Genomic DNA, 20,296 nt, shown 5'->3' on the forward strand with positions numbered 1-20,296 from the left:
AGACTCACCCCTTTTCGGGGGTAGTGGGCAGCGGGATGTGACCCACATCCTATTGCACACCCGGGTTGAGCTGGATCACAGAACGAGGAGAACTGAAGATGGGCACCGATCTGAATCAGCGGGTGCGCGAACTGCTGGACTGTTACGACCGCGCCGACGCGTCGGCGGCGGACCTGCTGTGTGATCGGCACCCGGCCGACCGGGTCGCCTTCACGATCGTCGAGGCCGACTTGTCCTCGACCGACCTCACCTACGGCGAACTACGCGAACGCTCCGCCCGCTTCGCCGACGCACTCGCCGGACTCGGCGTCGAACCCGGCCACCGGGTCGCCACGCTGATGGCGAAATCCGCGGACCTGGTGGTCGCTCTGCTCGGGATCTGGCGCCGGGGTGCGGTGCACGTTCCGCTGTTCACCGCCTTCGCTCCGCCCGCGATCGCCCTGCGGTTGAACGCCAGTCGCGCCTCGGTCGTCATCGCCGATGCCGATCAAGCGCCGAAGCTGGCGCCGGGACCCGATCTGCCCGACGATCCGTCCTGGCGGCTGATCGTCACCGGAGCGGAGGCGCCCGAAGGGGCGCTGCGGATGGACGAGTTGCTCCACGCTCATACGGCCACCTCTCCGCAGGCTCAGCCGATCGCGGTGGGCGGTGACGGACTGCTCGTCCAACTGTTCACCAGCGGCACCACGGGCACGCCCAAGGGCGTCCCGATTCCGCTGCGCGCGCTCGCCTCCTTCCACGCGTACCAGGAATTCGCGCTGGACGTCCGCCCCGACGACGTCTTTTGGAACGCCGCCGATCCGGGCTGGGCCTACGGGCTCTACTACGCCATCCTCGGCCCGCTGGCCACCGGCATCCGTAGCATCCTGCTGCACGCGGGCTTCTCGGCACCGCTGACCTGGCAGGTGCTGGAGACGTTCGGCGTCACCAACTTCGCCGCCGCCCCGACGGTATATCGAGCGTTGCGCGCCGACGGTGCCACGCCGCCCGTGCATTCCCGATTGCGCCGCGCCTCTTCGGCGGGAGAACCGCTGACCCCTGAAGTGGTCGCGTGGTCCGTCGAGTACCTCGGTGTCCCGGTGCGCGACCACTACGGCCAGACCGAGCACGGCATGGTTATCTGCAACGCCTGGCACGAAGACCTGGACACCGAGACCCCGGCCGGATCGATGGGTCGCTCGCTACCCGGCTGGACCTGCGCCGTGCTCTCCGACGACGCCGACACGATCGCTCCCACCGGCGAATTGGGCCGGGTCGCGATCGACACGGAACGCAGTCCGCTGCTGTGGTTCCTCGGCTACCTCGACGCTCCGGACCGCACCGCGCAGCGCTACACCGCCGACGGCCGCTGGTATCTGACCGGTGACGCGGGCTCACAGGACGCGGACGGCTTCTTCCGCTTCTCCTCCCGCGACGACGACGTGATCATCATGGCCGGCTACCGCATCGGCCCGTTCGAGGTGGAGAGCGTTCTGGTGCTGCACGAGCAGGTCGCGGAGGCGGCGGTGGTCGGCATGCCGGACGAACTGCGCGGCGAAGTGCTCGAGGCGTTCGTCGTGCTGCGTGACGGCGCCGTCGGCGGTGCCGAGTTGGAAGCCGAGCTACAGAGCCTGGTGAAGCGAAAGTTCGCGGCGCATGCCTACCCGCGCCGGGTCCACTTCGTGGCGAGCCTGCCGAAGACGCCCAGCGGCAAGGTGCAGCGGTTCGTGCTGCGGCAGGGCGGTGCCCGATGACTTCGGCCATGTTGCCCCTGCCCAGCTACGCCTCGGGCGTGTCGGACGTCGCGCTGCTCGGCGACACCATCGGCGGCAATCTCGATCGCGCGGTGGCGGCGTTCCCGGACCGGGAAGCCCTGGTGGACCTGCCGAGCGGACGGCGCTGGACCTATCGCGCTCTCGGCGCCGCGGTCGACGCCCTGGCCTGCGGCCTCGCCGCACAGGGCATCGGCAAGGGCGACCGGGTCGGCATCTGGGCGCCGAACCGCGCGGAATGGTTTCTGGTGCAGTACGCCACGGCGAAAATCGGCGCGATCCTGGTCAACATCAATCCGGCGTACCGCACCAGTGAACTGGAGTACGTGCTGTGCCAGGCGGGCGTGCGAATGCTCATCGCGGCCGAGCGGTTCAAGTCCTCGGACTACGTGGCGATGATCGAGCAGGTCCGGCCGAACTGTCCGGCGCTGACGCAGGTGCTCGTGCTGGGCACACCGGGGTGGGAGGCGCTGTCGGGCGCCGAGATCGACACCGATCGGCTCGTCGAACTGGGCGCGCGGCTTTCCGCCGACGACCCGATCAACATCCAGTACACCTCGGGCACAACCGGTTTCCCGAAGGGCGCCACGCTCAGTCACCACAACATCCTGAACAACGGCTATTTCGTCGGGGAACTGTGCGGATACACCGAGCAGGACCGGATCTGCGTCCCGGTGCCCTTCTACCACTGCTTCGGCATGGTGATGGGCAATCTGGCGAGCACCAGCCACGGTGCCGCTATCGTGATTCCGTCGCCGTCGTTCGATCCGAGAGCGGCCCTGGCGGCGGTCGAAGCCGAGCGCTGCACCTCTCTCTACGGTGTGCCGACGATGTTCATCGACATGCTCGCCGCGCTGGACTCGGCCGCCGCGGACCTGTCCACGCTGCGCACCGGGATCATGGCGGGCTCGCCGTGTCCGGTCGAGGTGATGAAGCGGGTGATCGACCGGATGGGCATGCGCGAGGTCTGCATCTGCTACGGCATGACGGAGACGTCTCCGGTCAGCACCCAGACCCGGCGCGACGACGGCATCGAACGGCGCACCGCCACCGTCGGCCGGGTCGGGCCGCACCTGGAGGTCAAGATCGTCGATCCCGCAACGGGTCTCACGGTGCCGCGCGGCGAACCCGGCGAGCTGTGCACCCGAGGCTATTCGGTGATGCTCGGGTACTGGGACGAGCCGGACAAGACCGCCGAGGCCATCGACGCCGCCCGTTGGATGCACACCGGCGACATCGGCGTGATGGACGACGAGGGCTATGTGGCCGTCACCGGCCGGATCAAGGACATGGTCATCCGGGGTGGCGAGAACGTCTACCCGCGGGAGATCGAGGAATTCCTCTACACCCATCCCGACATCCTGGACGCGCAGGTGATCGGTGTGCCGGATCCGAAGTACGGCGAAGAACTGATGGCCTGGATCCGGATGCGCGAGGGCGCAACGCCGTTGGACGCCACGGCCGTGCGCGACTTCGCCGCCGGCAAGCTGGCGCACTTCAAGATTCCCCGCTACGTGCATGTGGTCGAGGAATTCCCGATGACGGTCACCGGCAAGGTCCGCAAGGCGCAGATGCGGGAACTGTCGCGGCGGCTGCTCGGCCTGGACGACAGCTGAGACGAGGGAGGTTCACCTGGGTGTGGACCGCGTGTCAGGCGGCGACGGTAGTGTCTCCGACGTGACGACAGCGCCCGAGACTGCCAGTGCAGAGTCCACACCCGCCGTGCCACGCTCCGACACCGCGGGCCCAGCCAGCGTGAACCGTCGCATCGCCGAGGAACTCGCGGTGCGCGAGACCCAGGTGCGCGCCGCCGTCGAGCTGCTCGACGCGGGCTCGACGGTGCCGTTCATCGCCCGGTACCGCAAGGAGGTCACCGGCGGCCTGGACGACGCGCAGCTGCGCGTGCTCGACGAGCGTCTGCACTACCTGCGCGAACTCGACGAGCGCAGGGCCGCGATCATCGAATCGATCCGGGGCCAGGGCAAACTCGACGACGCTCTGCATCGGCAGCTCCTGCTCGCCGAGACCAAGGCCCGGCTCGAGGACATCTACCTGCCGTACAAGCCGAAGCGGCGCACGAAGGCGCAGATCGCGCGTGAGGCCGGGCACGAGCCGGTGGCCGACGCCCTGATCGAGGATCCGAACACCGACCCGGCGCAGTACACCGCCGAGCAACTCGACGGCGCGCGCGCCATCCTGGTCGAACGTTTCGCCGAGGACGCCGATCTGGTCGGCGAGTTGCGCGAACTGATGTGGAACCGCGGGCAGGTCACCTCGACCGTGCGCGCGGGCAAGGAGGAGGCGGGCGCGAAGTTCGCCGACTATTTCGAGTTCAGCGAGCCGTTCGACAAGCTGCCCTCCCACCGCATCCTGGCGCTGCTGCGCGGCGAGAAGGAGGAGGTGCTCACCCTGCACCTCGAACCGGACACCGAGGAGCCGCAGCCGGGCGAGCGCACCGTCTACGAGGGTCGTATCGCCACTCGCTTCGGCATCGCCGACCGGGGCCGCCCCGCCGACTCCTGGCTGCTGGACACGGTGCGCTGGGCTTGGCGGACCAAGCTGCAGGTCAGCCTCGGCATCGACACCAGGATGCGGTTGCGGCAGGCGGCGGAGAAGGACGCGGTCGACGTGTTCGCCGCGAATCTGCGCGATCTGCTGCTCGCCGCCCCCGCAGGCACCCGCACGACGATGGGTCTGGACCCCGGCTACCGCACCGGCGTGAAAGTGGCGGTGGTCGACGCCACCGGCAAGGTGGTCGCCACCGAGGTGATCTACCCGCACAAACCGCAGGGCCAGACCGAGAAGTCGCTCGCGGTGCTCGGCGCGCTGGTGGCCCGATTCGGCGTGGAACTCATCGCCATCGGCAACGGCACCGCCTCGCGCGAGACCGACGCCCTTGCCGCCGAACTGATCTCGCGCATCCCGGAGAACAAGCCCACCAAGATCGTGGTCTCCGAGGCGGGCGCTTCGGTGTACTCCGCCTCGGCCTACGCCTCGCAGGAGCTGCCCGAGCTGGACGTGTCGCTGCGCGGCGCGGTGTCGATCGCTCGCCGGCTGCAGGACCCGCTGGCCGAACTGGTGAAGATCGATCCGAAGTCCATCGGCGTCGGCCAGTACCAGCACGACGTGTCCGAATCGCTGCTGGCCCGTTCGCTGGGGGCGGTGGTCGAGGACGCGGTGAACGCGGTCGGCGTGGACGTGAACACCGCCTCGGTGCCGCTGCTGTCGCGGGTCTCCGGCATCGCCGGGTCGGTGGCGGAGAGCATCGTGGCGCACCGGGATCAGAACGGCCCGTTCCGCAGCAGGACCGCGCTGCTCGACGTCCCGCGGCTGGGCCCGAAGGCGTTCGAACAGTGCGCGGGCTTCCTGCGCATTCGCGGCGGCGACGATCCGCTGGACACCTCCGCGGTGCACCCGGAGGCGTATCCGGTGGTGCGGCGCATCCTCGAATCGACGGGACGCGGCATCGCGGAGATCATCGGCAACACCACGGCGCTGCGCTCGCTGCGCGCGGGCGATTTCACCGACGAGCGCTTCGGTGTCCCGACCGTCACCGACATCATCGCCGAGCTGGAGAAGCCGGGGCGCGACCCGCGTCCGGAATTCAAGACCGCTGAGTTCGCCGCGGGCGTGGAGAAAGTCGCCGACCTGAAGCCGGGCATGGTGCTCGAGGGCGTGGTGACCAACGTGGCCGCCTTCGGCGCGTTCGTCGACGTGGGCGTGCACCAGGACGGCTTGGTGCATGTCTCGGCCATGTCGCACAACTTCGTCAAGGATCCGCGCGAAGTGGTCAAGTCCGGCGACGTCGTGAAGGTGAAGGTGCTCGAGGTGGACGTCGCGCGCCAGCGCATCGGTCTGTCTCTGCGCCTGGACGACGAACCCGGCACGCCCGCCAAGGGCGGCGACAACCGGCAGCGCGGTCAAGGCGGCGGCCGGTCCGGTGGAGGCGATCAGCGGCAGCGGCAGAATGGTCAGAACAGGCAGCAGGGCCAGAACCGCAACCAAGGACAGGGGCGTGGCGGCAATCAGCGCAGGAACGCGCCGGCACCGAGCGGCGCGATGGCGGACGCCTTGCGCAGGGCGGGTTTCGGCCAGTAGCCCGGTCCGCGGGAGGAAGTAGCGGCCATGCGACGGTGGCTCCACGAGGACGTGATCGCCCAAGGGCGGCTGCCGTTGCTGTGCTTCCTGCTCGGATTCATCGTCGGATTCCTGTTCATCCGCCTCAGCGTCCGGCTGATCCGCGCGCGCGTGCGCTGGTGGCCGGGCAACCTGCGGGCTGGTGACACGCACATCCACCACATGGTGTTCGGGGTGATCCTGCTGCTGTCCTCCGGCCTCGGCATGGTCGCCCAGTACGAGAGCGCCGACACCGCCACGGGCAGCATCCTCGCCGCGCTGTTCGGCGTGGGCGCCGCTCTGGTGCTCGACGAATTCGCGCTGATCTTCTATCTGCGCGACGTGTATTGGGAGGAGCAGGGGCGGACATCGGTGGACGCGGTGTTCGTCGCGCTCGCCGTGACAGGATTGCTGCTGCTGGGCTTCCATCCGCTGTGGCTGCTGGACATCAACGATTTCCGGCGCGATCCGAGCCTGGAGGTCCGCTCCTTCGTCGTCGTGTTCGCCGTGGTCAACCTCGCTCTCGCCGCCATCGTGATCGCCAAAGGGAAGATCTGGACCGGCCTGTTCGGCATGTTCTTCCTGCCGTTGCTGGTCGTCGGTGCGCTGCGGCTGAGCCGCCCTGGCGCGCCCTGGGCGCGCTGGCGTTACGGTGACCGCAGGCGCCTGAGGTACCGGGCCATCGTCCGGGAACGGCGATACCGTCGCCCGGTCATCCGCGCCAAGATCTTCGTGCAGGATCTGGTCGCCGGAAAACCGGACGTCGAGCACGTCCGCAAGGCGGCGGAGGCGGAACTCACCCGCACGGTCGTGCCCGCCCCGCCCGCTCCGCACCGCGACCATTCGTTCTGGCACGCCGACCACGGCTCGCCGCGTACGCCCGGCCCGTCGCCCGCCCAGGACGCGATCTCCGGCGAACAGAACCGCTGACGAACGCTCAGCGGAGGGAAGGGATCGGCCGGGCAACGTGCCGTGCGCGGCGGGGGATGATCGGTTCCGCGTGCGATTGCCGGGAGCCTCTGTGTCGCGTAATCCGTAAATGGTTCTGTCGCAGGCAATTTTCGATCGACGGTGGCTATGCGTATACGTATACTGCGTTCATGTTGGATCCGCTCAGCCTTGCGGTCGGCGCCGGCCTCGTCGGTGTCGGCTGGGTATGTGGTCGATTCGTGCCTCGGCGAGGCCGGGCGGGGAAGGAGCTTCGCGCACGCTGCGGTTGTGGTCACGACCTGGCACTGCACGACCGCTCCTCGGGCGCTTGTCACGCCGAGATCTCCCGCAAAGGCATCCACGGCCTGCGCGAGTGGGTCGGTTGCAACTGCCGCCGCTACACCGGCCCGATTCCGCTCGAAGAAGTGTTCGCCTCGCCCATACTCCCGCCGGAGTCGTGAATCGATCGCACCGCCTCGGGCGTAACGTGAAGAGACCGCCGACTCGCCACCACCAGGGTCGATTTCTTCCACGGCGCGCCGATCTGGCACAATGCTCAGGTTGCCCTGGGTGGTTGTCGACCCGGCGCATCCCATTGATCGGAGCATGAACCGGCCGAGCACGCCAAGTGCCGCCAGGGTCCTCTGTTCGCGCGAAACCATAAGGATGGAAATGAACACCCTTGACTTCGTCGACGAGAAGTCGCTGCGCAGCGACGTCCCCGAGTTCCGGCCGGGCGACACGCTGAACGTGCACGTGAAGGTCATCGAAGGCTCGAAGGAGCGCATCCAGGTCTTCAAGGGCGTCGTGATCCGTCGCCAGGGTGGTGGCATCCGCGAGACCTTCACCGTCCGCAAGGTGTCGTTCGGTGTCGGCGTCGAGCGCACCTTCCCGGTGCACAGCCCGAACATCGACCACATCGATGTCGTGACCCGCGGTGATGTCCGCCGCGCCAAGCTGTACTACCTGCGCGACCTGCGTGGCAAGGCCGCCAAGATCAAGGAAAAGCGCTGAGCTAGCTTTTCGGCACAACAGATCTTCCTCAGCCCGGCATCGGACCTCGGTTTCGCTGCCGGGCTAATCTGTTCGGCGTGGCAGACGAAAGTGGGTCGGTATCGGTGTCCGAATCGGGCGACGAGAGTACGCGGGCGGGTCGCGCCAAGCGGCGATCGAAGAAGAAGCAGCGGCCGTTCTGGCAGGAATTGCCGATCCTCATCGTGATCGCCGCGGTGATCGCCGCGCTGATGGTTACCTTTGTCGGTCGGCCGTACGTGATTCCCTCGGAGTCGATGGAAACCACGTTGCACGGATGCGCCGGATGCACCGGCGACCGCATCTACGTGCAGAAGCTGAGTTACTACTGGGGTGACCCGCAACCGGGCGACGTGGTCGTGTTCGTCGGCCCGCCCTCGTGGAACACCCGCTACCAGTCGATCCGCTCGGACAATCCCGCGGTCCGTGGCGTGCAGAACTTCTTCTCCTTCTTCGGCTTGGTGCCGCCGGACGAGAACGATCTGGTGAAGCGCGTCATCGCGGTCGGCGGCCAGACCGTGGAGTGCTGCGACCCGCAGGGGCGGGTCATCGTGGACGGCAAGCCGCTGGACGAGCCGTACGCCCGGTACCTCGCCCCGTACGTGCCCGGCCAGCCCTACAACGCGTCCGGCGGCCGCGAGTTCAAGCCCGTGAAGGTGCCCGAAGGGCATCTGTGGGTGATGGGCGACAACCGCAACCAGTCCGCCGACTCCCGCGCCCACATCACCGACGAACTGCAGGGCACCATCCCCGTGGAGAACGTCCGCGGCAAGGCGGTGTTCAAGATCTGGCCGCCCGGACGGATCGGTCCGGTGCACTCGGAGAATCCCCAGCAGAACTGATCACGCGAGGCGCTGGATAATTGAACGGTGGGGCAAGGTCGAGTGCCGGTGGGTAACGGTTGGCCGCCGCGTGTGGTGATGCGCAGGGCCGGAGGATTGCGCACGCTCGAGGCGGCGTTGATCCGCAGTGGTCTGGGGCCGGTCGCGGGTGTCGACGAAGCGGGGCGCGGCCCCTGCGCGGGACCACTGGTGGTGGCGGCGTGCCTGCTGGCCCCGAAGGCCTACGACAGGCTGGCCGGCCTCGACGACTCCAAGAAGCTCACCGAGGCCACTCGCGAAGAGCTGTATCCGGTGATCGTCCGTCTGGCACTCGCTTATCAGGTCGTCGTGATCCCGGCCTGGGAGATCGACTCGATCGGCATCCACGTCGCCAATATCGAGGGGATGCGCCGCGCCGTGGCCGGGCTCCGGCGCACTCCCGGCTACGTGCTGACCGATGGGTTCCGGGTGCCCGGCATACCGGTGCCTTCGCTGCCGGTGATCGGCGGCGACGGTGCGGCGGCCTGCATCGCGGCGGCCAGCATCCTGGCCAAGGTCACCAGGGACCGCATCATGGTCGAGCTGGACGGGCGGTTCCCCGGCTACGGATTCGCCGCCCACAAGGGCTACAACACGCCCGAGCACACCGCCGCGTTGCAACGTCTCGGCCCGAGCAGCGAGCACCGGCGCTCCTGGCGCAACGTGCGCGAAGCCGCCGGGTTGCGCCCAGTCGCGGCGGCGGCCGATGTCGCGGACGCCGTACTGGCCGAGGGCTTGGACGAAGCGCTGTCGGAGCAGTTTCCGAACGGGCGTACGGCTGGCCGAGTAGCTACCGACGCAGCGCATGCGCGATGATGTCACCACACGACGCGATGCGGCGAGAAGGAGGACGTCCCACCCGATGAGTGCCGAGGACCTCGAGAAGTACGAAACCGAGATGGAGCTCTCGCTGTATCGCGAGTACAAGGACATCGTCGGTCAGTTTTCGTACGTGGTGGAGACCGAGCGCCGCTTCTACCTGGCCAATTCCGTGGAGCTGCGGCCGCAGAACGCGGACGGCGAGGTGTACTTCGAGGTGCGGATGAGCGACGCGTGGGTCTGGGACATGTACCGCCCGGCCCGCTTCGTCAAGCACGTCCGGGTCATCACCTTCAAAGACGTCAACATCGAGGAGCTGGAGAAGCCGGACCTGCGCTTGCCCGAGTGAGCCCGCCCGGCGTTCTGCACAGCGACTCGGTTATCAACAGGTTTTCCGATTCCCCAGGTCGGCGGCGCTGACCTGATCCGGCTGCGGCGCACGCTGGCCGGGTGACGGACAAACAGGCGCTCGGCGCGCACGGGGAGGAACTGGCGGCGCACTTTCTGCGCGCCGCGGGGATGGAAATCGTCGCCAGGAACTGGCGGTGCCGATACGGCGAGCTCGATCTGATCGCCCGCGACGGGGATGTGACCGCGTTTGTCGAGGTCAAGACCCGCTCCGGGTTGGGCTACGGCACACCCGCGGAGTCGGTCACCTTCGCCAAGCGGCAGCGGATCCGGCGGCTGGCGCTGCTGTGGCTGGCCGAGCAGGAGGGGCCGTGGCGGCGCATCCGGTTCGACGTGGTGTCGGTGCTGGTGGCGCGGGGGCGTACGCCGGTCATCGACCATCTCGAGGCGGTGTTCTGAATGGCGCTGGGGCGGGCGCACTCGGTCGCCGTCACCGGCGTGGACGGTCTGCTCGTCGAGATCGAGGCAGATATCGGACAGGGCCTGCCATCGGTCCACCTGGTCGGGCTTCCCGATACCGCGTTGCAGGAGTCCCGTGACCGGATCCGCTCCGCGGTGGCGAACTCGGGGGAGAAGTGGCCCGACGGCCGGGTGGTTCTCGCGCTGTCGCCCGCGACACTGCCGAAGCTGGGCAGCGTGTACGACTTGGCGCTCGCGATCGCCGTGCTGGACGCGTCCGGCTCGGTGCCCTCCGAACGGCTCGCGAAGACGGTGCTGCTCGGCGAACTCGCACTGGACGGACGGGTGCGGCGAGTGCGCGGCATCCTGCCCGCCGTGCTCGCCGCGCGCAGGGCGGGCTGGTCGACCGTCGTGGTGCCCGCGGTGACCCTGGCGGAGGCCGGGCTCGTCGAGGGCATCGGGGTCTTCGGGGCGCGCAGTTTGCGCGCGGTGGTGGCCTGGTTGCGCGGGGAAGGCGCGCTCGACGAGCCGGACGGCGACCTGCCGGACACGGTGCGCCACGGCGGCGATCTGAGCGAGGTGGTGGGGCAGGAAGAAGCCCGCTGGGCTCTGGAGGTGGCCGCGGCGGGCGGGCACCACCTGCTGCTCACCGGGCCGCCCGGCATCGGCAAAACCATGCTGGCCCAACGTCTTCCTGGGCTGCTGCCACCGCTCACGGAGACCGAGGCGCTGGAGGTCACCGCCATCCACTCCATGGCGGGCACACTCGCAGGCGATCACCCGTTGGTCACCGCGCCGCCGTTCGTCGCCCCGCACCACTCGACCTCGGTGACCGCGATGATCGGCGGCGGATCGGGGACCGCCAGGCCGGGCGCGGTCAGCCGAGCCCACCGCGGCGTTCTGTTCCTCGACGAATGTGCCGAGCTCGGCACGAAAGTGCTGGAAGCGATGCGAACGCCGTTGGAAGAAGGGGAAGTGCGCATCGCCCGGCGCGACGGTGTCGCGCGGTACCCGGCCCGCTTCCAGCTGGTGCTGGCGGCCAATCCGTGCCCATGTGCTCCGGCGCGCGACGTCGACTGCATCTGCGCGCCGCTGGCTCGCCGTCGCTATCTCGGCAAATTGTCCGGTCCGCTGATGGACCGGATCGACATCTGGGTGCGGATGCACGGGCAGTCCGGCGCGGCGTTCAGCACCGATGCGGCCGAGAGCAGCGAGGTGGTCCGCGGCCGGGTCGCCGTCGCACGGCGCGCTGCCGCCGCCCGGTGGCGCGAATACGGATGGCTCACCAACGCTGAGGTTCCCGGCCACATCCTGCGTCAACGATTCCGGTTGCCGCGCGAATCGCTCGCTCCGGTCGAGGCCGCGTTGCGTCTCGGTCGCATGTCCGCGCGGGGTGCCGACCGAGCCATCCGCGTCGCGTGGACCATATGCGATCTGCGCGGCGGCGAGCTGCCCTCGGCGCAGGACGTACTGTCCGCGTTGAACTTCCGTCAGCGGGGTGCGCAATGAGTGCGACAGTGCCGCCCGAAGGCGCGGCCGACCTGCCTGTGGCCGTCGATGTGCCTACCGCCGGGGATGTGGCTGGGGTCGTGGACGTGCTTGCGGGCGCGGACGTAGTTGCAGCCGATAGAGCGTGTGGGGCGGTCGATGTGCCTACTGCCGAGCGTGTGGCTGGGGTCGTGGATGTGCTTGCGGGCGCGAACGCAACTGCAGCCGACAGCGGGTGTGTGGCCGGCGATGTGTCCACCGCCGAGGACGGGCTTCGGGTTGCGGACGTGCTTGCGGGCGCGGACGTAGTTGCAGCCGATAGGGCGTGTGGGGCGGTCGATGTGCCTGCCGCCGAGGATGTGGCTGGGGTCGTGGATGTGCTTGCGGGCGCGAACGCAACTGCAGCCGACAGTGCGCCTGTGGCCGTCGATGTGCCCGCGGTGGTGGACATGCCTCGAAGCATTGATTTATCCGGCGTCGTGAATCTGCCAGCGATCGTCGGCGCCCCTGTGGTCTTCGGGGCAATGGCGGGGGCCCACATGCGCGCAGCCGCAGATTCGCCTGCAGTCGCCGAGGTGGTTGTTCCTTGTGTCGGACAGGCGCGTGAGGCCGTGGACGTGCCCGCGTCAAAAGATCTGCCTGCCCGGGCGGGTTTGTCCGTGGTTGTAGACGTGGCTGGGAATGCGGAAGGCCGCGACGTGGATGTGCCTGCCGTCGTCGAGGTGCCCGCGATGGTGGCGGTCTCTGGAGTCGGGGACTCGAGTGCAGGCGCGGATCGCTCTGTGCTCGCGGAGGTGGCTGCTACGGCGAACGTAGTACCGGTTGTCGAGACGCCGGCAGCGGCGGGCGTTCCTGGGGTCGTAGATGCGCCTGCGGTGGTTGGTGTGCCTGTGAGCGGGGCGGGATCGTCGTCCGGTGAATGCGACGACCCGCGGCTCGCGTGGGTGTATCTGTCGCGGGTGGTGCAGGGGCCGTGTGCTCCGCTGTCGGCGCTCATCGAGTCGGTCGGGGTTGTCGAGGCGGCCCGTGCCGTGCGGGAGTGCGCGTTGCCCGAGCCGCTTCGCGGGCCCACGGCGCAGCGGCGCGACATCGACCTCGCGGCGCGGGATCTCGAGACCGTCGAGCGGATCGGCGGGCGCGTGGTGACGCCGGACGATCCGGAATGGCCCGCATGGCGCATGCTCGGTCTCGCCCAGCTCGAGCCGGGCAAGGATCGCGACGGCGCGGTACCGCTGGTGTTGTGGGTACGTGGCCCGCGCTCGTTGCTGGAATCCAGTGAACGCGCGGTGGCGGTGGTCGGTGCGCGGTGCAGCACCGGCTACGGAAACCGGGTCACGGGGGAGATCGCGGGCGACCTCGCCGCGCAGGGGTGGACCATCGTGTCCGGAGCGGCGTTCGGTATCGACGGCATGGCGCACCGGGCAGCGCTGGCGGTGGAAGGCCCCACGATCGCCGTGCTGGCCTGCGGCATCGACCGGCCCTATCCGGTGCAGCACGAACGCCTGCTGGCCGATATAGCCGAATCAGGTTTGGTCGTCAGCGAATACCCGCCCGGCGTCACCGCACAGAAGCATCAGTTCCTGGCCCGGAACCGCTTGATCGCCGCTCTCGCCGACGGCGTGCTCGTCGTCGAGGCGGGCCTGCGCAGCGGCGCGCGCAACACCGTCAAATGGGCACGCCGCATGGGTCGTCCCGCCTTGGCCGTGCCAGGTCCGGTGACCTCGGCCGCTTCGGTGGGCTGTCACCGCATGATCCGCGACGGCGAAGCCCTGCTGGTGACCCGAGCCGAAGAAGTCGTCGACGAGGCCGGACCGTTGCGGCTGTCGATCCCCGTGGCTGCAGCGGGCGGCAATCCGGAGGATCAGCTGACCGGAGACGACGCGCTGGTCTTCACCGCGCTGCCGAGAATCGGCTCACGACTGCCACTGGAGGTCGCCCGGCAGTGCGGATTGTCGCTCCCGGTGGTCCGTGCGACTTTGTCCGCTCTCGAATTGGCGGGTCTGGTGTCCAGTGACGAAAGCGGTTGGCACCGAACGGTACGGGGTCGATGAGCGTGTTCGGCGCGGTCGCTTGCCATCCGGGCCACGGGTGGGGACGGTGGAGGCATGGAGGAACTGCCCGAAGATCTGGAAGCGCTGCTGACGGAGTACGGCAGGCATCTGCGGCTCGGGCGCAACCGCTCGGAGCACACGGTGCGCGCGTATCTGGGGGACGCGCGATCCTTGCTGGAGCATCTGTACGCGCGATCGGCGGATTCGGCGATTCGCGAACTGGACCTGATGTTGCTGCGTTCGTGGCTGGCCCGGCAAGCCGCCGCGGGTGCGGCGCGCACGACCGTGGCCCGGCGGGCGTCATCGGCGCGCACGTTCACGGCGTGGCTCACCCGGACCGGCCGGCTGCCTGTCGATCCCGGACTGCGTTTGGGGTCGCCGAAGGCGCATCGCGTGCTGCCCGCCGTACTCGGGCGGCAACAGGCGCTCGGTGCCATGGACGCGGCGGAATCCGGTGCCGCGCAGCGCGATCCGATGGCGCTGCGCGATCGGGCGATCGTGGAGTTGCTGTACGCCACCGGTATCCGGGTCAGCGAGTTGTGCGGGCTGGACATCGAAGACGTGGACCGCGAGCGGCGCGTGGTGCGGGTGCTCGGCAAAGGCAACAAGGAGCGCTCGGCGCCGTTCGGCACGCCCGCCGACGAGGCGGTAGGCAACTGGCTGCGCTACGGACGCCCCGCTTTCGCCACCGCGGACTCGGGTCGAGCGCTGCTGCTCGGCCGCCGCGGCAGGCGCTTGGATCAGCGCCAGGCCAGAACCGTTGTGCACGAGGTGGTCTCGGCCATCCCCGGCGCACCGGACCTGGCGCCGCACGGTCTGCGGCACACCGCAGCGACCCACCTCCTCGAGGGCGGTGCCGACCTGCGCGTGGTCCAGGAACTCCTCGGACACGCAAGCATGGCCACCACTCAGCTCTACACCCACGTCTCCATCGACCGTCTCAAGAAGGTGCACGACCAGGCTCACCCCCGCGCCTGACCCGCTCGTGGGGCGGTGGCGGCGACGGGGCGTAGTGCGTGCACGTTGGTTCCGCCGATACCCAAGTGATCGGTCCGGGTGAGGGCCGAGCGAACGAGTGCATGCAGCTCACCTTCGGCGACGCGGCGTCCATCGGCTTCGGCCCTTTGGGGTCACGCGGAGACGGCGGCATCTTGAAGGCGACGACAAATAGCCCGGCTGTCGACGCCAATCACGGCGTCGGCAACCGGTCGGGTGGCCGGGCACGCTGTCCTCCGGTACCGCCAGCGGGCGCGCACGTGCACAGTGCGCCCGGGCCCATGCTTTGGCCTGTTGGAGCGCGTGCGGCCCGTGGCGTGCCGCTGGGCCTGCCGGGAGGGCGGTGGTCCGTGTGTTGGCCTGCTGGAGCATGTGAGAGTGTGGGCGGCTCGTGGCGCGCCGCTGGGCCTGCTGGAGTGTGCGTGAAGGCGCGCGTCCGTGTGTTGGCCTGTGCTGGAGCGTGTGCGAGTGCTGGCGGCCCGTGCTGGCCATCCTGGAGTGTGCGTGGGGGGCGGCGGTTCGTGTGTTGGCCTGCTGGAGTGTCTGGGGGCGGCGGTTCGTGCGTAAGCCTGCTGGAGTGTCCGGGGGCGGCGGTCCGTGTGTTGGCCTGCTGGAGTGTCCGGGGGCGGCGGTCCGTGTGTTGGCCTGCTGGAGTGTCCGGGGGCGGCGGTCCGTGTGTTGGCCTGCTGGAGTGTGTGAGGGCGGCGGTCCGTGTGTTGGCCTGCTGGAGTGTGTGAGGGCGGCGGTCCGTGCTTTGCCCTGCCGAAGCGTGTGCGAGTGTGGGCGGCTGGTGCCCTTGGCTTGCTGGAGTGTGCGTGGGGGCGGCGGTTCGTGCGTGGGCCTGCTGGAGAGTGTGGGTGAGGGAGGCGTGGCCTGTGCGTTGGCCTACCGGAGTGTGGGCGGCCGATGCTCTTGGCCTGCTGGACTGTGCGAGTGTGGGCGGGGCCAGTGCCTTAGCCTGCCTGCCTGCCTGCCTGCCGGCGCGTGTGCGTGGGAGGCCGTGTGGGCTTTATCGAGTGAGCCGCATCCATTTTGCTCGTCGCGCCCCTGCGCAGTGCGGTCGCCGGTTCCGCCCAGGCGGCGCGCGCCGCCACTACGACACCCGGCACAGTCGCAGGCCGCGATCTCCCGGACAAGGGAGTGAGTGGACAAGCGACAACATCCGCGACCCGTCACGGGCTGACGTAGTAATGCACCCGCGCCTCTTGTCCACCCGAGGTATGCCAACCGCCGAGCCCGCTGTACACCTGCCGCCAACCGTGCCGCTCGTACATCGCAATCGCCGCCGCACTGTCGGAGGCCACGGTGAGTACAGCACGGTGCCCCAGGCTCGCGGCCATGCGCGCAGTCGCGGTCAGCAACTGCGAACCCACTCCAACCCGGCGCGCGGCCGGGACGACATACAGCCGGATCACCGAGACGACAGTCTCCGCGCCGACCGATTCGCGCACGACCTCCGGCATTCCGCCGCCCATGCCGAGTCCGGCGTGCCCGACCACCGCTCCGTCGTGTTCGGCAACAAGGGCCGCGAGGAGTTTGGGCGGCGAGAGCCAGCCTGCCGGGTTCGCAGGCCACACGTCCGGATACCGATCGCTGTCGTGGACGTGCCGCAGTGCCGCGGCGCAGGCGTCGAGATCACACTCGGTGCGCGGTCGAATGATGACGCTCATCTCGACCATTCTTACTGCCCCACGCTGGAGGCAGCATTATTCAGACCGATCGGTTGGATTTCCGTTCATTGTCGTGCACTGCGGTCCGGTACTGCCTCGCTCGCGCAGCGAAGTAGTCGAATACGCATGTGATCGGCGTTGAGAAAGGGCACCCTTGAGGTAGCGAATCAGTGCCCGCAGTTCACGGCGTACTTCGAGTGGGAAGACGAGCGATGTCTACGTCCAGCGGACCGGAGGCCCTGCGTCGCGAACTGTACCCACTGGTGGGGCAGTCCGCGTGGCGACGCTCGGCCATCGCTTCCGCCTCGCCGCAGCCCGCCGCACCGGACGGGGCGCGGGAGATCTCCCTCGACGGCGGCGCGTCCAGGATGACGATCGGGCGCTCCGTCGCCGCCGACATCATCGTGACTTCCGACCCGACCGTGTCCCGGCTGCACGCCATTCTCGAGCGGGTGGGCGGATGCTGGACCATCGTCGACGACGGATTGTCCAAGAATGGGACATTCGTCAATGGCGAACGTGTGGGCGGTCGGCGGAAGCTCGGTTCCGGCGACATGATTCGCGTGGGTCGATCGGTATTCGTCTTGCGGGTCGACGAGTCCTTCGACGAGGAAATGACTCTCGCCCATTCACCACTGCCGACCCGAAACTCCCTTACCCCGGCCCAGTACGTGGTTCTCGAGGCTCTGTGTCACCCGTACGACGCGCGCGACGCGTACTCGTACCCTGCCTCCAACCGGCAGATCGCGGACAATTTGTGTCTGAGTCTGTCCACGGTGAAGACGCATATGCGGGCGCTGTTCCGGATATTCCAGGTCGAAGCCTTACCCCCGAACCAGAAGAGGCTGTTCCTGGTCGAACGCGCTATCGAATTCGGCATCATCACCGACCAGGAGAGGTAAGGCTCCGGCTGGGAACGAAATGAAATCCGATCAGATCGGCTGAAAACCGGACCCTGCCCCGCCGCGTGCATTCACGTCCGCGACGACCGCGGTGATGTCGGCGCCGAGTTCCGGTCCGAGGCACGGCACCGCCAAGTAACCGTTGACCATGCCGACGAGCGTCGTTCCGACGACGAGCGGAGCGCCCGAATCTCCCTCGGCGACACATGTTTGGCTCCACGTCGAATTGCCGCCCGTCAACATATCGCCGTAGGCAGGCCCGCAGGTCCGGCCGGTGGTCCTGCCTTCCTTGCAGACGGTGTCCGGGAATCGAGCCGGCCCGCCCAGGCCGGTGATGGTGGTTCCGCCCACCTGGTTGACCGGCGTCACCTTCCCCGGATCGAATTCGATGACGGCGTAGTCCATGTCGTTGTTGGCGTAGACGATGGTGCCGAGGGTGCCGGCGTCGCGATCGTTCTCCGCGACGATGGCGGCATTCGCCCCACCACAATGCCCCGCCGTGAACCCGACCAGCCGACCACCGGAGTCGCGTCCGATCGTGGTCAGAGTGCAGATGTTCTGACCGCCGACGACGATGCCGGAGCCGCCACCCAGAACGGATGGCGTCGCGGCCTGCGCGGTCCCAGGTGCTCCGAACGGCGCTGTCAGCGCGGCGAATGCCGCCGCAGCGCCCACGAGTTTCCTGAACTTGGTCATCCGGTAATTCAACCGCACTTGTCCGTGCGTCACCGTCGATTCCCAGATGTTCACGTGGCAGGGATACGGCTCGAAACGAATTTCTTCATCGGGACGGGAATCGATGGTCAGAAGTGATGCGCCTCGGGTCTACGCCCGAGGCGCACTCGTGTTCGACGAGCTTATGACGAAACGCGATCAGGCGGCGCAAATGGCCACGGCAACCGCATTGGCCACCGGCGGAAGCAGCAACAGAGGAGCGCAGAAAATGCCCAGCGGCCAAATCAGGCCCAGTGTCGCGGGCTCGACCTGAACAGGTACCGGATGATCCGCCACTTGCACCGGTCCCGGTGCTACGTCCGGGGCTGCAGAAGCGAAACCTGACCCGAGGGCGATGATCGGTGCGAGCGCTACCGCCGCCGCCGTTACGCGCATTTTGTTCGTGATCATGATGTCTCCAGTGGTTGATTGCTTCACCAGCCCTCGTTTGTTGAAGGCCTCAGTGTGAACACACAATCAACTCTGCTCGGAGCAAGCGCGAGAGGCCATCAGCCTCCGGGTCGGAATCATTCATACCGGAGGAGGCGGAAAGACATCGGAATCGCTATTCTGCGCGAACCGAATGCGGCCGTCGAATCAGGCGGAGCCGCGCCGGACGGTGATCTCATCTGCCCGGCGCGGCCCGCCGAATCGATCAGCTGTGCGCGACTGCAGCGGGATCCGGCTGCTCGGCCGGTTGCGGACGCCGGGCGCGCAGCAGCACCGCGCCGAGCGCGGCGGCGGCGATGCTGAATCCGGCGCTGATCCACGCGCCCGTGGACATGGCGGCGGTGAAGGCGTCCTTGGCGGGCTCGACGTAGCCGAGCTGGAAGGCGGCGCCGATGGATTCACGCGCCGTGTCGGGCGCGTCGGCGGGCATGTTCGAGGTGAACACACCGGCCAGCACGCTACCGAGGACGGCGATGCTGATCGCCATGCCGACTTGCTGGATCGTGTCGTTCATCGCGGAGCCGACACCGGCGTGCTCCAGCGGAATGGCGCTCATGATGGCCGCGTAGGCGGCCGGACCCGCCAAGCCGCCGCCCACACCCATCACCAGCATGCTGACCAGCACCCAGAGATATCCGCTCCCGAGCGCGAGGATGCCGAAGGCCACTCCCATGACGAGCAGGCCGGACACGACGAGTGTCTTGTTGCTCAGCGTCTTGCCGAGCGTCGCGCCGAGGCCGTTGCAGACCGCGGCGGCCACGGCGTACGGGAGCAGCGCCAGTCCGGCCTTCATCGGGCCGTAGCCGAGTACGAACTGCAAGTACTGAGTGAGCATCAGCATGACCGCACCCATGCCGAAGACCATCAGCAACAGGGTGAAACAGGTACCGGTGAAATCGCGGCTGCGGAACACCGCCAACGGCAGCATCGGATGTGCCGAACGGCTCTCCCAGATGACGAAGGCGGTCGCCGCGACAGCGGCCAGCGCGAGCACGCCGAAGTTCCATTCCCGTTCGATGATCACGTAGACCGTGGCGCTCAGCGCCACGACGGACAGGACGACGCCGACGAGATCGACCGGTCGCTGCTCACCGGTGGTCTCCGGCATCAGCACGACGGCCGCGATGATCGCGAGCACCGCCACCGGGATATTGAGCAGGAAGACCGATCCCCACCAGTAGTGCTGGAGCAGGAAGCCGCCCAGCGTGGGACCGGCGACGATGCCGACCATGGAGACCGTCGACCACGCCGCCATCGCCGTGCGCCGTTCGTCCTCGGCGAAGCTGGTCATCAGGATCGACAGCGTCGACGGCATCAACAGCGACCCACCGACGCCCATCGCGACGCGGGCGGCCACGACCTGCCACGGTTCGGTCGCCAGTACGGCGGCCAGCGAGGCCATCCCGAACACGGCGAGCCCGGTGATCAGCGCTCGTCGCCTGCCGAACCGGTCGGACAAGCTGCCCGCGGTGAGCAGGAGCCCGGCGAAGACCAGCACGTAGGCGTCCAGGATCCACTGGACATCCGACGGTGTCGCGCCCAGTTCCCGGATCAGCGAGGGGATGGCGAGATTCAGCACGGTGCTGTCGAGCATCAGCACCAGCAAGGACAGACAGAGGACCCCCAGGACCCACCAGCGCCGGGGGTCTCGCACAATGTTCGATTCCACTCGCACAGCGTATGAGAAACTCGAACAGTGTGCGAGCGATT

The 20,296-nt window shown here is 68.3% G+C and carries 18 protein-coding genes; 14 read left to right on the forward strand and 4 right to left on the reverse strand.

Features of this window, described 5'->3' with window-relative positions; translation table 11 throughout:
* Positions 1–98: 98 nt before the first annotated feature.
* The 13 genes from ABZ824_RS02830 to ABZ824_RS02890 all read left to right on the forward strand — a co-directional run bounded on the left by ABZ824_RS02830 (position 99) and on the right by ABZ824_RS02890 (position 14,832).
* On the forward strand, positions 99–1,733 hold the full coding sequence (locus ABZ824_RS02830) for an AMP-binding protein (protein ID WP_356961298.1): 1,635 nt from the start codon (positions 99–101) through the stop codon (positions 1,731–1,733).
* Positions 1,730–3,367 carry an AMP-binding protein gene (locus ABZ824_RS02835; protein ID WP_356961299.1) on the forward strand — a complete coding sequence of 546 codons (1,638 nt, stop codon included), beginning with the start codon at positions 1,730–1,732 and terminating at the stop codon, positions 3,365–3,367. Before ABZ824_RS02830 ends, ABZ824_RS02835 begins: the two co-directional genes overlap by 4 nt.
* Positions 3,368–3,473: 106 nt before the next feature.
* Positions 3,474–5,849 (forward strand): Tex family protein, encoded by a 2,376-nt coding sequence (locus tag ABZ824_RS02840; protein ID WP_355070988.1) that lies wholly within the window; start codon positions 3,474–3,476, stop codon positions 5,847–5,849.
* A gap of 27 nt (positions 5,850–5,876) precedes the next feature.
* A complete protein-coding gene (locus tag ABZ824_RS02845) occupies positions 5,877–6,797 on the forward strand; it encodes a hypothetical protein (RefSeq protein ID WP_356961300.1) in 921 nt (306 codons plus the stop codon).
* Between the two features lie 170 nt (positions 6,798–6,967).
* The gene (locus tag ABZ824_RS02850) at positions 6,968–7,258 is read left to right on the forward strand and encodes a hypothetical protein (protein ID WP_355069896.1); all 291 of its coding nucleotides are present in this window, start codon (positions 6,968–6,970) and stop codon (positions 7,256–7,258) included.
* 211 nt (positions 7,259–7,469) lie between these two features.
* Positions 7,470–7,811: a 50S ribosomal protein L19 gene (rplS, locus tag ABZ824_RS02855; protein ID WP_014352079.1), complete on the forward strand. Its 342-nt coding sequence runs from the start codon at positions 7,470–7,472 to the stop codon at positions 7,809–7,811.
* Positions 7,812–7,888: 77 nt separating this feature from the next.
* On the forward strand, positions 7,889–8,671 hold the full coding sequence (lepB, locus tag ABZ824_RS02860) for a signal peptidase I (protein ID WP_355069897.1): 783 nt from the start codon (positions 7,889–7,891) through the stop codon (positions 8,669–8,671).
* 48 nt (positions 8,672–8,719) lie between these two features.
* Positions 8,720–9,505, forward strand: a complete 786-nt coding sequence (locus ABZ824_RS02865; RefSeq protein ID WP_355070990.1) for a ribonuclease HII — start codon at positions 8,720–8,722, stop codon at positions 9,503–9,505.
* Between the two features lie 46 nt (positions 9,506–9,551).
* Positions 9,552–9,857 (forward strand): DUF2469 domain-containing protein, encoded by a 306-nt coding sequence (locus tag ABZ824_RS02870; RefSeq protein ID WP_011210678.1) that lies wholly within the window; start codon positions 9,552–9,554, stop codon positions 9,855–9,857.
* Between the two features lie 101 nt (positions 9,858–9,958).
* Entirely contained in the window at positions 9,959–10,315 is a 357-nt protein-coding gene (locus tag ABZ824_RS02875) for a YraN family protein (protein ID WP_356961302.1), read from the forward strand.
* Entirely contained in the window at positions 10,316–11,824 is a 1,509-nt protein-coding gene (locus ABZ824_RS02880) for a YifB family Mg chelatase-like AAA ATPase (RefSeq protein WP_356961303.1), read from the forward strand.
* 869 nt (positions 11,825–12,693) lie between these two features.
* Positions 12,694–13,854, forward strand: a complete 1,161-nt coding sequence (gene dprA, locus ABZ824_RS02885; protein ID WP_356961305.1) for a DNA-processing protein DprA — start codon at positions 12,694–12,696, stop codon at positions 13,852–13,854.
* 54 nt (positions 13,855–13,908) lie between these two features.
* Entirely contained in the window at positions 13,909–14,832 is a 924-nt protein-coding gene (locus ABZ824_RS02890; protein WP_356961306.1) for a tyrosine-type recombinase/integrase, read from the forward strand.
* Between the two features lie 1,190 nt (positions 14,833–16,022).
* Here the strand turns inward: ABZ824_RS02890 and ABZ824_RS02895 are convergent.
* Positions 16,023–16,520, reverse strand: a complete 498-nt coding sequence (locus ABZ824_RS02895) for a GNAT family N-acetyltransferase (protein WP_356961308.1) — start codon at positions 16,518–16,520, stop codon at positions 16,023–16,025.
* Positions 16,521–16,732: 212 nt separating this feature from the next.
* Here ABZ824_RS02895 and ABZ824_RS02900 point away from each other — a divergent pair, with 212 nt between their 5' ends.
* Positions 16,733–17,422, forward strand: a complete 690-nt coding sequence (locus tag ABZ824_RS02900; RefSeq protein ID WP_355069905.1) for an FHA domain-containing protein — start codon at positions 16,733–16,735, stop codon at positions 17,420–17,422.
* Positions 17,423–17,452: 30 nt separating this feature from the next.
* Here ABZ824_RS02900 and ABZ824_RS02905 read toward each other — a convergent pair whose 3' ends face one another.
* From ABZ824_RS02905 to ABZ824_RS02915, 3 genes are all read right to left on the reverse strand, one after another.
* On the reverse strand, positions 17,453–18,118 hold the full coding sequence (locus tag ABZ824_RS02905) for a serine protease (RefSeq protein WP_356961309.1): 666 nt from the start codon (positions 18,116–18,118) through the stop codon (positions 17,453–17,455).
* Between the two features lie 177 nt (positions 18,119–18,295).
* Positions 18,296–18,547 carry a hypothetical protein gene (locus ABZ824_RS02910; RefSeq protein WP_039799516.1) on the reverse strand — a complete coding sequence of 84 codons (252 nt, stop codon included), beginning with the start codon at positions 18,545–18,547 and terminating at the stop codon, positions 18,296–18,298.
* 244 nt (positions 18,548–18,791) lie between these two features.
* Entirely contained in the window at positions 18,792–20,255 is a 1,464-nt protein-coding gene (locus tag ABZ824_RS02915) for an MFS transporter (RefSeq protein WP_356961310.1), read from the reverse strand.
* Positions 20,256–20,296: the final 41 nt, after the last annotated feature.

It is taken from the genome of Nocardia sp. NPDC047038 (assembly GCF_040644075.1).
In the GTDB taxonomy this organism is placed as follows: Bacteria; Actinomycetota; Actinomycetes; order Mycobacteriales; family Mycobacteriaceae; genus Nocardia; species Nocardia sichangensis.